15 protein-coding genes are annotated in these 16,348 nt (G+C 41.9%); 8 read left to right on the top strand and 7 right to left on the bottom strand.

Annotation, left to right across the window (positions count from 1 at the left end; all coding sequences use genetic code 11):
* Window positions 1–4: 4 nt before the first annotated feature.
* Genes IQ13_RS19565 through IQ13_RS19555 form a run of 3 tightly spaced genes read left to right on the top strand, consistent with a single transcriptional unit; the run spans window position 5 to window position 2,169 of the window.
* The gene (locus IQ13_RS19565) at window positions 5–916 is read left to right on the top strand and encodes a hypothetical protein (RefSeq protein ID WP_144888443.1); all 912 of its coding nucleotides are present in this window, start codon (window positions 5–7) and stop codon (window positions 914–916) included.
* Between the two features lies 1 nt (window position 917).
* Complete coding sequence (locus IQ13_RS19560; RefSeq protein WP_144888442.1) at window positions 918–1,586, top strand: lysoplasmalogenase; 669 nt, start codon at window positions 918–920, stop codon at window positions 1,584–1,586.
* A 16-nt stretch (window positions 1,587–1,602) separates the two neighbouring features.
* On the top strand, window positions 1,603–2,169 hold the full coding sequence (locus tag IQ13_RS19555; protein WP_144888441.1) for a hypothetical protein: 567 nt from the start codon (window positions 1,603–1,605) through the stop codon (window positions 2,167–2,169).
* A 33-nt stretch (window positions 2,170–2,202) separates the two neighbouring features.
* Here the strand turns inward: IQ13_RS19555 and IQ13_RS21660 are convergent, their stop codons facing one another.
* The 5 genes from IQ13_RS21660 to IQ13_RS19535 form a co-directional block, all read right to left on the bottom strand.
* Window positions 2,203–2,325, bottom strand: a complete 123-nt coding sequence (locus IQ13_RS21660; protein WP_262711298.1) for a hypothetical protein — start codon at window positions 2,323–2,325, stop codon at window positions 2,203–2,205.
* Between the two features lie 148 nt (window positions 2,326–2,473).
* Complete coding sequence (gene groL, locus IQ13_RS19550; protein ID WP_144888440.1) at window positions 2,474–4,111, bottom strand: chaperonin GroEL; 1,638 nt, start codon at window positions 4,109–4,111, stop codon at window positions 2,474–2,476.
* 111 nt (window positions 4,112–4,222) lie between these two features.
* Window positions 4,223–4,504, bottom strand: a complete 282-nt coding sequence (locus tag IQ13_RS19545) for a co-chaperone GroES (protein WP_129132843.1) — start codon at window positions 4,502–4,504, stop codon at window positions 4,223–4,225.
* A 177-nt stretch (window positions 4,505–4,681) separates the two neighbouring features.
* A complete protein-coding gene (locus IQ13_RS19540; protein WP_144888439.1) occupies window positions 4,682–5,170 on the bottom strand; it encodes a hypothetical protein in 489 nt (162 codons plus the stop codon).
* Between the two features lie 37 nt (window positions 5,171–5,207).
* The gene (locus IQ13_RS19535; protein WP_144888438.1) at window positions 5,208–9,290 is read right to left on the bottom strand and encodes a T9SS type A sorting domain-containing protein; all 4,083 of its coding nucleotides are present in this window, start codon (window positions 9,288–9,290) and stop codon (window positions 5,208–5,210) included.
* Between the two features lie 142 nt (window positions 9,291–9,432).
* On the opposite strand from IQ13_RS19535, the gene nusB reads away from it, so the two are divergent.
* The 5 genes from nusB (at window position 9,433) to IQ13_RS19510 (ending at window position 12,564) form a co-directional block, all read left to right on the top strand.
* Window positions 9,433–10,359, top strand: a complete 927-nt coding sequence (gene nusB, locus IQ13_RS19530; RefSeq protein ID WP_144888437.1) for a transcription antitermination factor NusB — start codon at window positions 9,433–9,435, stop codon at window positions 10,357–10,359.
* A gap of 46 nt (window positions 10,360–10,405) precedes the next feature.
* Entirely contained in the window at window positions 10,406–10,846 is a 441-nt protein-coding gene (locus tag IQ13_RS19525; RefSeq protein ID WP_158637445.1) for a DUF1573 domain-containing protein, read from the top strand.
* Between the two features lie 11 nt (window positions 10,847–10,857).
* Window positions 10,858–11,190: a preprotein translocase subunit YajC gene (gene yajC, locus IQ13_RS19520; RefSeq protein WP_144888435.1), complete on the top strand. Its 333-nt coding sequence runs from the start codon at window positions 10,858–10,860 to the stop codon at window positions 11,188–11,190.
* Between the two features lie 103 nt (window positions 11,191–11,293).
* Window positions 11,294–11,896, top strand: coding sequence for a dephospho-CoA kinase (coaE, locus tag IQ13_RS19515; RefSeq protein ID WP_144888434.1), 603 nt, complete (start codon window positions 11,294–11,296; stop codon window positions 11,894–11,896).
* A complete protein-coding gene (locus IQ13_RS19510) occupies window positions 11,893–12,564 on the top strand; it encodes a CPBP family intramembrane glutamic endopeptidase (RefSeq protein ID WP_144888432.1) in 672 nt (223 codons plus the stop codon). The genes coaE and IQ13_RS19510 overlap by 4 nt, the downstream gene beginning before the upstream one ends.
* Before the next feature lie 79 nt (window positions 12,565–12,643).
* Here IQ13_RS19510 and porQ read toward each other — a convergent pair whose 3' ends face one another.
* Both porQ and lon read right to left on the bottom strand, forming a co-directional pair.
* On the bottom strand, window positions 12,644–13,708 hold the full coding sequence (porQ, locus tag IQ13_RS19505; protein ID WP_144888430.1) for a type IX secretion system protein PorQ: 1,065 nt from the start codon (window positions 13,706–13,708) through the stop codon (window positions 12,644–12,646).
* A gap of 188 nt (window positions 13,709–13,896) precedes the next feature.
* Complete coding sequence (gene lon, locus IQ13_RS19500; protein ID WP_144888428.1) at window positions 13,897–16,302, bottom strand: endopeptidase La; 2,406 nt, start codon at window positions 16,300–16,302, stop codon at window positions 13,897–13,899.
* Window positions 16,303–16,348: the final 46 nt, after the last annotated feature.

The raw sequence follows: 16,348 nt of genomic DNA, 5'->3' as shown, positions 1-16,348 counted from the left end.
ATCCGTGAAAATTCAGGAATTACTAGCCCAATACTTATACAAAGAGAAGTCGCTTACATTACCCGGACTGGGTCGATTTGAACTCGATCCTTCTGTAATCTTAACCGATACCAAAGAACAGGTTTGGCCCGAGGGTGCTATTACATTCACCATGGACCGGCAGGCGCAGTTACCCGACGAGCTCCTTACTTTTCTTGTGCAGCAAAGCGGAAAAATGAAGCCGTTGGCCCTGAGCGACCTTGAATCATACATCAGCAGCGGCATGCAGCTGATTAACATCGGTAAACCTTTTTTAATAAAAGGAATCGGCTCGCTTTCAAAAAACCAAACAGCGCAATTACAGTTTGAGCAGGGAAATCCTGTGCTGGAAAAAATTGATTCGATCAGCACCGATCATGTGCGTGACCGCACTGTATTAGCTGAAGGCGAAACAGAAATTGATTTTTCGCACGAAGAACGGAAGAGCTCGAAAAAACCGATTTTAATTTTCGGATTAATTGTAGCACTTGCGTTAGTTGGCTGGGCAGTATGGCTGGCCTTACCCAAAAAACAGGCAACTCCAACTGTTGAAGAAAATACAGAACAAACAACTGCAGCCGATACACCTGTTATGCAGCAGCCCGATACTTCTGCTGTTGTAAAAGATACTGTACAGGCTGTTGCACCCGCAACTACAGTTGTTGATACTACTTCGTTTAAATTGGTTGTTGAAACCGTTTCATCAAAAGCTAAAGCAGATGCAAGGTTAGCATTTCATCAATCAAGAAACAGGGAGCTTTCGTTAAATGTAAAAGACAGCAGCACTTATCAACTGATTTTACTGGTACAAAAACCGCTTTCCGACAGCAGTAAAGTAAAAGACTCGTTACGTAACTGGTATGGTATTAAAGCACAAGTAATAAAGCCGGGCAATTAATATGCAGCAACAGTCAAAACTCATCTTTCGAATCTATGCGTTGGTGGTTTTGCTTGAGTTACTTTTTATTTATCTGAATCAGGTGCAATTGCGCTGGTTTACGAAGCCTTTGCTGATGCCCTTACTGATGCTGGCTTTTTATACCGCATCAGTTAGGAGAAGCGGCACATTATTCTATCTTATACTCGCCGCTTTGTTTCTTTCATGGTGTGGTGATGTGTTGCTGCAAATAGAAGGTTTATTTATTCCGGGATTAGTATCGTTTCTGCTGGCACATATTTGCTACATACTTTACTTTACGAAAACAGGCCAAGGAAAAAAAGGACTCCTACAATTGAAACCCCTTGTTGCATTACCTGTACTGCTGTACATTCTCCTTTTTCTGTGGTTGTTGTTCCCCTACCTTAATGCATTAAAAATTCCTGTTACAATTTATGGTATAACCATTGGCACTATGCTGTTGCTGGCACTCAATACGAAACATCAATTGAAGAATCAAACAGCGTCGCTTTTTATTACAGGTGCAATTTTATTTGTGATATCCGATTCTGTTCTTGCTGTTAACCTGTTTGCATACAAGCATCTGCTGTTGAGTTTAGTGGTTATGGCTACTTATTCCGCTGCACAATACCTAATTGTGAAAGGAGCTATCTCAAACCAGGATCGATAAATCACCGCCATACCACTTGCGAAAAAAGAAAAAACAAAAACTGAAAGAGCAGCAATTCTGGAGCACGTTTGCGTTCTTCAGCAAACCGCAGTTGCCCGATTGCGTTCCTACACATCTTGAGCGTGTAAACTTCCGTATCTGGAACAGTGTTACTGATGAAGAAATTGAACTGATGGTTACACATGTTCGATCCATCAACATGCTTGATCTTGATGAAACAGAAATTACAAACGATGCAATTGAACAGTTAACAAAACTCAGCTTCATTAAAGAATTACGGTTGAAAGGTTGTACCGATATTAATGATGGCGCTATTGTTCATATCAACAACATCAAAGGACTTGAACTGTTGCACCTCGGTGGCACATCCATCAGTATAAATGGTTTGCTGCAGTTAAGTGCAGACCATCCCCTGCAAACATTGCTGGTGAGTGTTGATGATACTGAAAAAGAGTTGAACAATTTAACCATACTTGCAAAACGCTTTCCCAAATGCCAACTTATTGTCAATCATAAAGATTTTGTTTTACTGAAAGCCGATGATGATTGGTCTGCTGAAAACTTTAATCCTTATGTTCATTAAATGAATAACTCCCGCCAAAGCGGGAGCTATTCATCAAAAAATCAGGTAAGGATTATCAAATGAATCATCATCCTTTCGATTAATCTTTTGTAATAACTGTTTCAACTTGCTTTTCAATTGTTGCATAAACGCTAAAAGCATGTTTCCTGTCTTCATGTCGCATGTTTTTAATCGTGATGAATTATTGAAATGCAAAGTCCCCTGTTTTACCAGAGGACTTTGTTTGTATGTTAAGCTGTTACTATTTACTTGAGTGACGAAATTTAACGCACTTCGTACTTCTAACTTCTCAACTCGTACTTGCTTAGTAACCACCCATGCCGCCCATATCAGGAGCGCCATGTGCGTGTGCTTCTTCTTTCTTTGGCTTGTCAGCAATTACACACTCGGTAGTTAACAACATACCGGCGATAGAAGCTGCATTTTCCAAAGCAACACGGCTTACTTTAGTTGGATCAATTACACCAGCCTTAAACATGTTTTCGTATGTTTCAGTGCGTGCATTGAAACCAAAGTCGCCTTTGCCTTCTTTAATTTTTTGTACCACGATAGAACCATCGATACCTGCGTTAGAAGTTAATGTACGGATAGGTTCTTCGAGTGCACGACGGATGATTTGCATACCGGTTTGTTCGTCTTCAATCTGTCCACGAACTTTTGCTTCCAATGCATCTAATGCACGGATGTAAGCAACACCACCACCAGGAACGATACCTTCTTCAACCGCAGCACGAGTTGCGTGCAATGCATCATCTACACGGTCTTTCTTTTCTTTCATTTCAACTTCAGTAGCAGCGCCAATGTACAATACAGCAACACCACCTGCTAACTTCGCCAAACGCTCTTGTAATTTTTCTTTATCGTAGTCAGAAGTTGTGTTCTCTACTTGCGCTTTGATCTGATTTACACGTGCAGTGATATCAGTTTTCTTTCCTTTACCACCAACGATTGTTGTGTTGTCTTTATCGATGGTTACAGAAGAAGCCTGACCTAAGTAAGTCAAATCTGCATTCTCCAGTTTGTAACCTTGCTCTTCGCTGATAACTGTACCTGCAGTGAGGATAGCGATATCTGTCAACATTTCTTTACGACGGTCGCCAAAGCCAGGAGCTTTTACAGCAGCCACTTTCAGTGTACCACGGAGTTTATTTACTACCAATGTTGCCAATGCTTCACCTTCCAGATCTTCAGAGATGATCAAGAGAGGACGACCGCTTTGTGCAACTTTCTCCAGGATGTGGAGGATATCTTTCATTGCAGAGATCTTCTTATCGTAGATAAGGATGTATGGGTTCTGCAATTCAGCTTCCATTTTTTCGCTGTTGGTAACGAAGTAAGGAGAAATATAACCACGATCGAACTGCATACCTTCTACTACATCAACAGTAGTATCAGTACCTTTTGCTTCTTCAACAGTGATTACACCTTCTTTACCCACTTTCGCAAACGCTTCTGCAATCAGTTTACCGATTGTTTCATCGTTGTTTGCAGAAATAGTAGCAACCTGCTGAATTTTTTTGCTGTCGCTGCCTACAGTTTGCGATTGTGTTTTGAGGTTGGCTACAACCAGGCTAACCGCTTTATCGATGCCACGCTTCAGATCCATTGGATTTGCACCGGCAGCTACCATTTTCAAACCTTCAGCGATGATCGCTTGTGCCAATACAGTTGCAGTAGTAGTACCATCACCTGCAATATCTGCAGTTTTAGAAGCTACTTCTTTCACCATCTGCGCACCCATGTTTTCAATTGGGTCTTCCAGTTCGATTTCTTTAGCTACAGTAACACCATCTTTTGTTACAGCTGGTGCACCGAATTTCTTTTCAATTACCACGTTACGGCCTTTAGGACCAAGGGTAACTTTTACAGCGTTGGCCAATACGTCAACACCTTTCTTCATTTTATTTCTTCCTTCAATATCGAAGAAGATTTGCTTTGCCATAATATTAAATTTGAAAATTAATTAATTTGAAAATTTGAGAATCGCATTTAAGAAAAATGAAGATGTTGATGAACCGGCGCAAGCCAATTTTCAAATCTTCAAATTTTCAAATTATACAATTGCCAGGATGTCGCTTTCACGCATGATGAGCAGATCAGCACCATCAATAGAAATTTCTGTACCTGCATATTTACCGTAAAGAACAACGTCGCCAACTTTTACAGTAACGGGTTCGTCTTTTTTACCGGGGCCGGCAGCCACTACGGTACCACGCTGGGGTTTTTCTTTTGCAGTGTCGGGGATGATGATACCGCCGGCTGTTTTTTCTTCAGCAGGGGCAGGCTTCACAATTACCCTGTCGTGTAAAGGGGTAACACTTACCTTCTTAGCCATAGTTATACTTTTTTGGTTTTTGAAATGAAATTTAATACTAGCCCGCTTTGGCAGGCATGCGAAGGTAAGCGAATACAGTGCCGAGGGGCCGAAATGTGTAAAATTTTCAGAAAACGAAGCTCTTACTCCCAATCTGTCAGAACTAAAGCCAAAAGGCTTTGACAATTTTGCATCAAATCATTGGGCATCAAAAGGCCGAATGGCTACTATTGGAGCTACGGTTTTGTAAAAGACCTTATTTCGATAACGGTATCGTAGGCGAACTTCAGCAAGGGCCTCTTCCCCAGCTTTCAGTAATGGCACAATAGTTACCTGATACAGGAATCCTTTATCTGTTGGCTTCACGGTAACTTTTTCGTTTCGGCTATTGTAGCCTATTTCAAAAGCCTGTGCAATTGGCTGTATGTTGAAAGTATAGGGAATATTATTCAGCCAGGCACTATCAATAAGCAGTTTATCGGTTTTGGTATGCAGATATACTGTAACAACTTTTGTTGCCGTTGGATTTAATTCCTCTCCGGTTTCATTCACCTGCACATTTCCTTTCTGCACCTCTACAGAAAATGCTTCACCAGAAATCAACATTTTGTTGGCAGACGAACAACTGTTCAACAGGAACAAAAATCCCAAAACAGGCAACCGGATAGCTTTTCTGAATCGTTTCATATCAAAAAGAAACAGCCCTGTTTTAGGGCTGTTTGGTTTATTGTTTAATAATTTTTAAACTCTGTGCTTTATTGGCAGCTACTACCCGTAAAACATACGTTCCTGCCGCAAGCGATGTACCCTTAAGCGAAAGCTCCTGCATACCTGCTATCTTACCCAAATTCCAGCTGTATACAAGTTGTCCGGTATTGGTATACAGGTTTGCAGATACCGACAGGCGCTGTTCGTTGCTGATATGTACACGCAGATTATTCACAACAGGATTTTGAATAAGTTTTACAAAAGCCTCCGATGTTCGGGTAACGTCAACAAGCCCTGTTACCACCGCATCGGTCATAAAATAACGACCGTCGCCTGTTACGTTTGCAGTAAACAGATAGCCATTCCCGAAAGCAGCAAAAGAGGTTTCGTAGAATGTTGTATTGTTGCTTGCAGCACCCGTTGCCGTTGCTGCTGTTGTTTTTGCTACACGCAATGTTGACGGAGATTTACCTCCCAGCTCTGCTGTAGTAAAATAAAGGCCAACGGTATAACCAGCCGATGTGTTAGCTGCAAGCACAACATCAATTACTTTTTGAGAACGAAGACCGTTAAAGTAGTTAACCCATGTATTACCAGCCTCCTGAATAGTAAACGTAACACATCCAAACGATGCTGCGGCGTTGCTCACATTGCTGATCAGGTTACCGGCACCCTGCGAGAAGAAATAAGTAGTACCGGCACCACCTACAAAATTTGTTTTATTACGATTTGCAACTGTTTCAATTTGAGTTGTAATTGTTGTATTGATGGTAATATCCGGCCTTACATAATCGGTTCCTCCGTTTGCATTCTGCACACCTCTGTATAGTGTTGTACTCGACGCATCCAGATTGCAACCTGCAACAGCGCCATTATCTCTTGCCCATACCCCCGATACAAAACCTGTGGTACTGGAAGTAACCCCATCGCTGCTGGTACCTGCACTCGCATTGTCAAAACAAAACTCTACCAACAGGTTACTTACACCATCCCAACTAAAAGTATTTTGATTAGAAACAAATGTATTTGTTCCTGCAACAGAATTATACAAAGCGTTTGAATGAAACAGTGTTGTTCCCGTTTCAAAATCGGACGTAAGATCTGTTCTGGTTGTATTTTTTAACGAAACATTGAAGTTGCTGTATCCTTGTGTTGTAGCTTTTGAAGCCACATTAATGCTGATAGCATTTACAGGCCCTGCCACAAAACCAGCTGCGGTAAGTTCGGCAGCAGTGTACAAATACTGACTTTTTGATTTTGCAAACTGGCCTCGTAAGGGTTGTATATAAGAACCATACGCACCATTACCAATAGTGAAATTGACAGAAGAGCTTGATTGCGGAGCAGCGTCATTATCGCCAATATAAACAGTGTACTTACCTCCGGCATCTGCAATGGCGTTAGTTGATCCGCCAACGCTGTAATTGATCACAAAAAATTCACTGCCTTCAACAGCTGCATCATCATAAATACGAACAGTTACAGGCATCTGTGCTGCACTCCCGTTTACAAACTGTAATGTTTTAGACGGTGTTGTAAAATTGCTATTGGTTGTAATATCATAGTCTACACCTTCAACCGCAGTGCTCCCTCCTGTTCCTACGCTTAAAGTAACCACAGCATTGCCGGCAGGAGCAGCATCAATATTCATGTTAAGCGTAATATCTCTGTATCCACGACAGCCATCGGTTGCAGCTGTAGTCTCGTCAACTGGTTTACTGTATGTATAAGAAGAAGCAAAACGGATTTTCGGGTTTGATGTTGGAACAACAGTGGTCCATAACCCTCTTCCATGGGTTGCCGCTAAGAGAGTTCTGTCGGAGTAGCGATACTGCAGCATGTTGGTTTTTACATTCGGAAAAGAGCTATTCTGCACCCAAACAGTTGAAACTCCATTTAAATTATCCGTTTCGAAAATACCCATTTCCGTTGCAATAATCGCTTTATCATCGCTATCAGGATGAAACATTGCCCAGCGTACAGGAATATCCGGCAGATCGCCCTGCACATTCATCCATGTGGTTCCACCATCGATCGTATACCACACATGTTGCAATCCATAGTTGGAATAAGTTGCAATCAAACTATTATCACTTGACCCTGTATTGACACAGCTTATAATATTATTGTTCACCTGGGGCATACCTGCACCTGTTATGTTAACAGCAGTTGGAGAAACCGCATCTGCATTATCTACCCGAACAATTGCCCCGCCTGCAGTTCCCATAAACACTCTGTTAGGCGTATAGGGTGATACTTTAAAACTACGTATTGAATTGGATGTAGCAGACAAAACCGAAACGGTAGTAAAGCTGCTACCCGTTTGCGGATTATCCCAACGCACAAAAGAACCTGCACCAGCACTGCAGTACATGCGGTTATTAATATCGTCGTAATCTGTAGGATTGATAAACTGCCCAATAGTTGAAGAAAAAGTTATTCCGGCCCAATTAACTCCGTTGTTTACGCTTCGTCTGTACTGGCTGCGGGTAGTTGCAGAAAACTGGTACTGCGGCTCATCTTCGTCAATATGTGTAAAGCCACCATCACCACCATGCACTTCAATACTGGCACCCATACCTGCATTGTTGAGCGAATGAGAGCCATTATCCTGTGTTCCACCTAACAGGTAGTTTGTGCTAACGGGGTGTATTGCACATGAATAAAATTGCAGCGTCCGGATCCCAACGTTTCTTTCTGTATAACTGAGTCCGTTATTATCGGAGTAAAAGATTCCTCCGTCGGTAGATAAAAGCACCTGGCTGCCATTCCAAAACACACCGTGATGATCGGCATGCACATAGTTCAAAGATGTGCCCACCCAACGGGTAATCTGTGACCAAGTAGCACCTCCATCTGTTGTGCGGTAAAAATTCAAACCACCTGCAACTACAATATCCGGATTAGCAGGATCTATGCCTATTGCAAGATCATACCAGCCCTGGCCAGCATTAATTGTTGGCTCTGTTGCGGTGCCGGGTGGAGATGTTGCGGTAGCAGCCCATGTTACTCCACCATCGGTTGATTTAAATATCTGCGGTGTAAAACCTCCCGATCTTTCGGGCAAAGCATACAAAACATTTCCTGCAACTGCGATTTCGCAATTGAGAGAAAGATTGGTTATAGGAAGTGATGGTACAGACCACGAAGCCGAAGTAACTGTAGCCGGCGCATCGGTATAATAAGATCCTTCTGCCCCGGTACTACTCATTGTAACATGCATACGCCCGGTACTACTTACTTTAATATCTGTAATGGCTGTACTGGGAACATATTGGCCTGTGCTTGCATTGAGTAACCCCAGATTTGAAGGGGTGATATTGGTCCACGTAGTACCTCCGTCGGTTGAACGCTGCAAGCCTCTTCCATTACCATTCGTACCAACATAAACGTTCCCTGCAGCATCACATACAACCTTGGAAACATTCCAGAAGCCGGTAGTGGAAGGTAAAAGTTCCCACGTATCTCCATTGTTGATACTTTTCCATACACCCCCACCTCTTACAGCATCAATATTTCCATTGCGTTCCCCTGTGGCAAAATACAGGATGTTTTTATTTACAGGATTTTGGCAGATACTTGAGATAGCGAGGTTGCCTAAAAAATCGTTTACCAGTACCCAATTGGCAGGGTTGGCGGCAATGTTAGTCGTTTTCCAAAGACCACCACTGACACTGGCAGCCCAAACCGTTTTGTTGGTGGGGTCATTTAGATCTACATGTACAGCTCGCATACGACCGCTCACCACCGAACCTGTTATGCCTCTGGTGTTGCCATTGCTGGGCCCGATAGTATTACTGTTTGGACCACGCTCAACCCAATTTAAAGCAGTAAGTCTTGCCGGATAACGCCCCGCCCTTCTGGCCTGATAAATATTATCATAAGCCCTTACAAGACGCTCAGCCGGTATATAACCTAACCTGTTATCTCTAATCATTTCAAAATCCATCTCCTGCGATTCCCGCAAACCATCTTCCTTTTCATCCTCTTCTTCATTGCGGGTTTCATATTTCTCGGCAACAATTTTGTTGGAAGAAAAACGGCACCCGGCTAAACCCGTTAATGCCACTAAAACTAAAATAGTAGTAATACGTCTCATGCTTTTTCTAAAGGCAGTGGCCGGTTTTACGAATACTTGAACAGCCTGCTTTTTACGTTGGTGAAATTTAAAAAATCGCTATCTGTCAAATTTAAGGGAAAGCAATGCTTATCTTTGCCGTATTTCAATAAAGTTCTTTAGAATGATCAGCAGAAGAAACATACGGGTAAAGGTGATGCAAACGCTTTATACCTGTTTTACAAGGGAAGGCGATATTACCAAAGAGGAAGCCATCCGTACGCTCGATAAGCACATCGACCAAAGCCGCCAGCTTTTTGTTTTCCTTATTTACATACTGACCGAAACAGCACGTTATGCCGAAACTAATGCCAGGCAGCGGGCTTCGAAGCATTTACCTACTGCTGCCGACCTGGCCGTAAACACAAAAATTGCGGGCAACCAGCTTTTATGGCAAATACTGGAACAGCCATCTTTCGTAAAGGTACTGGCCGAAATAAAACCCGAATTACTCGGAGGTGAAGACTGGATCAAAAAACTGTACAGCGAACTGGTTGCTTCCGACCTGTACAAAGAATACATCCAGGTGGAAGGCAGAGAAAAGAAAAAGGAAAAAGAGATCATCGAATTCATTTTTACCGATCTGATGCTGCCCAACGAAGACTTCATCAGCTTTGTTGAGGAGCGCTTTTTACATTGGGAAGATGATGCAGATATGATGAATTTGCTGATGCTGAACCTGCTGCAAAAACCACAATCGGGCGATTTTCAGCAATTTGTAGGTAACGAAAAATTAAAATTTGCGAAAGATCTGTTACTGAGTGTTATTGAAAAAGAAGAAGTCTGCGATGACTACATCAAAGAAAAACTGCAGAACTGGGACCCCGAGCGTACAGCTGCACTGGATATGATTTTGATGCGCATGGGCATTTGCGAGTTCCTGTTTTTCGAAACCATTCCGCCAAAGGTTACTATTAACGAATACATCGACCTGGCAAAAGATTACAGTACACCACAAAGTGGTCATTTCGTAAATGGTATCCTGGACAGCATTCATAAAGACCTGGCTACCCAAAACAAGCTGCACAAAGTATCTTTTAAGAAATCTTAGTAAAAGCTTTCCATTACATTTGCAATCTTATAAACTCAATCTGAATATGAAACAATTGATTGTTTTATCTGCATTGGTTGTACTGCTCGCATCCTGCGGCAGCAACGATAAAAAAGTTGCAGCACCCGATGCAACAACAAACGGCACAGCCGCTGTAGATGCAGAAAACTTAACCACCGTACAATGGCTTGATTCTTCACAGAATTTCGGCAAAGTGGTAGACGGGGAAAAAGTGATCATCACTTTTCATTTTAAAAACACGGGCACAAAGCCACTGATCATTTCTAACGTACAGGCCAGCTGCGGTTGTACCGTACCTGCTAAACCCGAAGAACCTATTGCTCCGGGTGCTGAAGGAAAAATTACAGCTGAGTTTAACAGCGAAGGCCGTGTAGGTAAAGCAATAAAGAATTTAACTGTTCAGGCAAATACAAAAGAGGGCATCGCAACCTTGTTCTTTGAAGGTGAGGTACTTCCTAAAAAATAAAACAAATAAACATGTATCAATTTCTATTATTCGCAGGCGATCCGAAATCAGGTGGCGGAAGTATTCAGTTAGTATTTCTTGGTTTAATGATTGTTGTTTTCTGGTTATTCATGATTCGCCCGCAAGCTAAAAAAGCAAAAGAGCAAAAGAAGTTCATTGATGATCTGCAAAAAGGTGATAAAGTTGTAACCATTGCAGGTATTCATGGTGTAATTAACAAAGTAAACGAAGACGGTACACTTTCTTTGGAAATTAATCCCGGCAGTTACATTAAGATCGAAAAAAGTTCAATCAGTTTAGACTGGACTAAGCAGATCAACAAAACTGCAGACGAGAAAAAATAATCAAAGCCGATAACAGATAGCCGGTAGTTATTAGTGAGATAGTCGATGTGTTTCGGGCTAACTACTAACAACTATCGGCTATCGGCTTTTAAAGAAATATACAATGTTGAAAATCGGTTTAACAGGCGGTATCGGCAGTGGTAAAACCACTGTTGCCAAAGTACTGGAAGTACTGGGCATACCTGTTTATTATGCCGATGATGCTGCAAAGCAACTGATGAATACCAATGAAGCATTAAAGCAGCAGCTTATTGCTGAGTTTGGTAAAGACACCTACTTCGAAAACGGTGAGCTGAACCGCAAACATCTTGCTGCAATTGTTTTCAACAACAAAGAAAAGCTTGCAGTACTCAACAGCCTCGTACACCCTGCAACCATTGCAGATGCCAAAGCATGGTTTACCAAACAAACAGCACCGTATGTTATTAAAGAAGCAGCATTGCTTTTTGAAAGCGGTACTGCAGAAGGACTGGATTATGTTATTGGTGTAACAGCTCCGTTAACAGTGCGCCTGAAACGTGTAATGGACCGTGATCATGTAACTGCAGAAGAAGTAAAACGCAGAATGGCTAATCAAATAGACGAGCAGTTGAAAATGAAATTGTGCGACTTTGTATTACACAACAACGATCAGCAATTACTGTTGCCACAGATTACTGCATTGCACGAACAGCTTTTACAAAAAGCAAAGGAGGCTACCCTATGAGTTTATTGTTCATGATTATTATTGCCGCAGGTCTTCCGTTTCTTACAGCGCAGAGCTATAAGAACATCCGTAAAATGGAAGCCGAAATGGAAGGTGTGCAGCTGGCAAAAATTCCGGTGTACATGCAGTCTGTTATTATGCAGGTTATCTTATGCACGCTTGCTTTTTTTGCCGCACGAAGTGAAGAAATAACTATTTCATTTAAAAGCAGCTTTACGTTACAATCGGTTGGTGCTGCTGTTGCTTTGATTGTGGTTGCTTTAACGATCGCATGGCTGTCGCAAAAATTCTCGAAAGAAAAAGAAGATGGTGGCACGCTGCATCATATTTTACCCGATACCAATCTTGAACGCTTTGTATGGATTCTCGCTTGCGTTGTTGCGGCTTTTTGCGAAGAATATATTTACCGTGGCGTCTTGTTTCAGATGGTGGGCGATTATGTAGAAAATATTTGGTGGATCGCTGCGGTGCTGAGTGCGGTTGTATTTGCTTTCGGTCATGGAACACAAGGAGAAAAAGCGATTGTACAGATTATTCCATTTGCGATCGGTTTTCAATTGTTGGTTTTACTAAGCGGAGGATTATTGCTGCCGATGATTGCGCATTTTATTTACAATGTACTTGTTGAATTACTCTTCGGCGATAAAATAAAAGCGGATGCTTCCTGAGTGGTTTCAGTTTTGTCCATCTCGACTAGCGCTCGATATATTTCACCGCCCTTCGACTTCGCTCAGGGTTTACCTCTCCTCACCATCCTACTTTTTCTCCCCAACTACCCAAGCCAAAATATTGGTTCAACGGCATGGTTAAGCCCAGCTGATTATACGCAACATTGTTTTGAAAATAAGTTCGTGCATAACGCAACTGCAGTTTCGAAAACAACACACCTGCACCTAACGAAAATCCGGTTAAACCATTCCCACCTGTAGTTACTTTCAGTTCCTGGTTACGCAACACATTAAAACCAGCAGTTACTTCTACCCTCCCACCAATGAGAATTTGTGTAGAGAAAACAAAGTGCTGAAACAATTTATCGAATGTGAACTTCTTTGCAGATGCATTTTCAAATCCATTTTCATTGTTAAACAGCGTGTCGTTGTACATAATGTTGAAACGATGCAGATGATGTGCGGTTAACGAAAAACGGATGGGCGCTTTTGCCAATCGTTTCGATATACCAACCTGTAAATCGAATGGAAGTTCTTCCGGCTCGGCAGGGTTATAACGCTTCAACTGTCCACCCATATTCACCGCCACAACACTTGTCTGCAAAAAATTAGCCGTATCACGATACAACACACCTACATCTGCAGCAATTGCAGACGAACGGTAAGGACCATAATTACTGGCTAAGAATTTTAATGATACGCCGTATTTCCAACGGTTGAGGTATTCCCGGCTGGCCATCAGCTGCACAACAAAATCACGTGGACGATAAGTGCCTTCAATGTTTCCGGACGCATCTGTTTGCATGGTAGTTCCATAATCGAAATACAAAATACCGGCTGCAAAATTGGTTTGGAGTTTTGCATTACGGAAAGCCATCATCCAATGCAGATTTTTCACTCCTGCATATAATGCGTTAAAATTGGCTACCATTTGCGTATGCATGGCCGAATCGAGTTGTGCAGGATTGCTGAAGGCAAGCGACAGATCGTTCGACACATTACTCACATTAATACCTCCTAATGCGGAGACTTGTGGCGATGCCGGAAACTTTAAAAAATTATACGCACTCTGTCCACCCAGAGTTTGTGCAGGCAACTGAGCAGTACTACATAGTAAAAAGATTAAACAAACAACAGCACGCATAACATTTTCAATGCTGTAATTTAAACAGAAAAGAGTAAGACTGCAGACAGAACTGCCGATAAAAAAATTTCCCCCATTGAAATGGGGGAATGTCTTTAACCCTTAAAACAACCAACATGAAATAATTCGTGTTCGTTGCAATAATAACAGGGCAGAAAAAAATTAGTTCACAAAAGCTGTAAAAAAAATTACAGCAATGCAAGATCCAGTACCTGTTGCATTGTTTTTACATAATGAAACTTCATACCCTTGATGTATTGCGAATTGATTTCCTGTACATCTTTTTCGTTTTGCCAGCAAAGAATTACTTCTTTAATACCCGCACGTTTTGCTGCCAGAATTTTTTCTTTAATACCGCCAACCGGCAATACTTGCCCACGCAACGTAATCTCGCCTGTCATTGCAAGGAAGGGCTTTACCCTGCGGCCTGTAAACGCACTGCTGATTGCCGACAGCATAGTAATACCTGCACTTGGTCCATCTTTTGGCACTGCACCTTCGGGTACATGCAGGTGAATATTTTTCTTCTGAAAGTCTTCGGGATTAATGCCCAGCTTTTTGTAATTCGCCTGCAGGTAACTCAACGCTGTGGTAGCACTTTCCTTCATTACATTACCAAGGTTACCTGTTAAACGCAACTCGCCCTTCCCTTCGGTTAAACTTGTTTCAATAAAAAGAATATCGCCACCCACAGCTGTCCATGCCAGACCAACAGCAACACCGGCCATGTTTGCAGTTTTATACAGTTCGTTACTGTAACGTGCTTTTCCGAGTATACGTTCAATATCAGTTGCAGTAAGCGTAGGCTTCAGTTTTTCTTTTAATGCATATTCCTTCGCCTGCGAACGCATGATGGAAGCCAATTGCCTGTCGAGTTCACGCACACCACTTTCCCGTGTATACTCTTCAATTACTTTGCGTAATACAGTATCACTTATTTTAAACGAAAACTTCTCTAAGCCATGCGCTTCTTTCTGTTTAGGAACGAGATAGTTTTTTGCAATTTCTATTTTCTCTTCAACTGCATAACCACTCAGATCAATTATTTCCAAACGATCACGCAAAGCAGGTTGTATAGATGATAAACTGTTGGCAGTTGCAATGAACAATACTTTGCTCAGATCGTATTCCAGCTCAAGATAGTTGTCGTAGAAAGTATGGTTCTGTTCCGGATCAAGCAACTCCAGCAAAGCACTTGAAGGATCGCCACGAAAATCATTTCCGATCTTATCGATCTCATCAAGAATCATTACCGGGTTCGACGTTTTTACTTTGCGTAACGATTGTAAAATACGACCGGGCATTGCACCAATATACGTTTTGCGATGACCACGTATTTCACTTTCATCATGTAAACCACCAAGGCTTATACGTACATACTTACGGCCAAGGGCACTCGCAATACTTTTACCCAACGATGTTTTACCAATACCGGGAGGACCGAGTAAGCACAGGATGGGGCTTTTCATATCGCCCTTCAGTTTTAATACGGCCAGGTATTCGAGAATACGTTCTTTTACTTTTTGTATACCGTAATGATCATGATCTAAAACTTTCTTCGCCTTTTTTAAATCGTATTGATCTTCGCTGTAATCGCCCCAAGGCAAATCAAGCATCAGATCGAGATGATTGTACACCACCGAATAATCAGGCGTTGACGAATGCATCCGCTCTAGTTTTTCAATTCCTTTGCGGAACATTTCTTTTGCAGCTTCACTCCATTTTTTTGTTTCGGCTTTCTTCTTCATTTCCTGGATCTCCAGGTCGTTACTGTCGCCGCCTAACTCTTCTTTAATACTTTTTAACTGTTGCTGTAAAAAGTAATCACGCTGCTGTTTATCTAACTCTGTTCTTGTTTTGTTGGTTACTTTATTCTTCAGCTCGGTGTACTGCAATTCTTTTTGCAGTAACGATAACAACAACTCTGCACGCTGACGGATATTCTGCGTTTCGAGCAACTGTTGTTTCTCTTTAATATCGCTGTTGAGATTGTTGCTTACAAAGTGTACAAGAAAAACAGGGTTCTCGATATTCTTCAGAATTATAGAAGCTTCACTTGGAATGTTTGGCGAAAGCTGAATGATCTGCGCCGCCATGTCTTTTATAGAACCTGCAATCGCTTTAAAGTTGTCATCTTCGGGTGTTGCTTCTTCATTCAACACTTCAATGCTGGCTTTAAAAAACGGATCGTCAGATGTAATACTGTTGATGCGGAAACGCTTTTTGCCCTGGATGATTACAGTAGTACCACCATCGGGCATCTTAATCAGCTTCACCACTTTGGCAATGGTGCCAACATCTTCCAGGTCGTTCACTGTCGGGTCTTCAATGTTGCTGTCTTTTTGTGCAACCACACCAACCAACTTATCTGCTTTGTACGCTTCGTTTACAGCTTGTATACTTTTATCTCTGCCAACAGTAATGGGCAATACTACACCCGGAAACAAGACTGTATTCCGCAAAGGAAGAATCGGCAGTTCTGCAGGAAAATCTGCTATATCGTCGCCATCAGACTCTGCTTCGTTTAAAGGGATGATGGGTAAAAAATCAACATCTTCATCGCCCGGCCTCAAAAACAAACTCTTTTCATTCATAGATTTCATTTAGTCAATTTGACAGATAAGCCCCTTACAAAGGGGC

It is taken from the genome of Lacibacter cauensis (assembly GCF_007830055.1).
GTDB classification, from domain to species: Bacteria; Bacteroidota; Bacteroidia; order Chitinophagales; family Chitinophagaceae; genus Lacibacter; species Lacibacter cauensis.
This window is presented reverse-complemented; position numbering and strand designations above follow the sequence as displayed.

Bases quoted from the DNA above. Each gene is read 5' to 3' on its own strand.
- IQ13_RS19560 (WP_144888442.1), top strand. From the start codon at position 918: ATGCAGCAACAGTCAAAACTCATCTTTCGAATCTATGCGTTGGTGGTT.
- IQ13_RS21660 (WP_262711298.1), bottom strand. From the start codon at position 2,325: ATGAAGACAGGAAACATGCTTTTAGCGTTTATGCAACAATTGAAAAGC.
- groL (WP_144888440.1), bottom strand. From the start codon at position 4,111: ATGGCAAAGCAAATCTTCTTCGATATTGAAGGAAGAAATAAAATGAAG.
- IQ13_RS19545 (WP_129132843.1), bottom strand. From the start codon at position 4,504: ATGGCTAAGAAGGTAAGTGTTACCCCTTTACACGACAGGGTAATTGTG.
- IQ13_RS19540 (WP_144888439.1), bottom strand. From the start codon at position 5,170: ATGAAACGATTCAGAAAAGCTATCCGGTTGCCTGTTTTGGGATTTTTG.
- IQ13_RS19535 (WP_144888438.1), bottom strand. From the start codon at position 9,290: ATGAGACGTATTACTACTATTTTAGTTTTAGTGGCATTAACGGGTTTA.
- nusB (WP_144888437.1), top strand. From the start codon at position 9,433: ATGATCAGCAGAAGAAACATACGGGTAAAGGTGATGCAAACGCTTTAT.
- IQ13_RS19525 (WP_158637445.1), top strand. From the start codon at position 10,406: ATGAAACAATTGATTGTTTTATCTGCATTGGTTGTACTGCTCGCATCC.
- yajC (WP_144888435.1), top strand. From the start codon at position 10,858: ATGTATCAATTTCTATTATTCGCAGGCGATCCGAAATCAGGTGGCGGA.
- coaE (WP_144888434.1), top strand. From the start codon at position 11,294: ATGTTGAAAATCGGTTTAACAGGCGGTATCGGCAGTGGTAAAACCACT.
- IQ13_RS19510 (WP_144888432.1), top strand. From the start codon at position 11,893: ATGAGTTTATTGTTCATGATTATTATTGCCGCAGGTCTTCCGTTTCTT.
- porQ (WP_144888430.1), bottom strand. From the start codon at position 13,708: ATGCGTGCTGTTGTTTGTTTAATCTTTTTACTATGTAGTACTGCTCAG.
- lon (WP_144888428.1), bottom strand. From the start codon at position 16,302: ATGAATGAAAAGAGTTTGTTTTTGAGGCCGGGCGATGAAGATGTTGAT.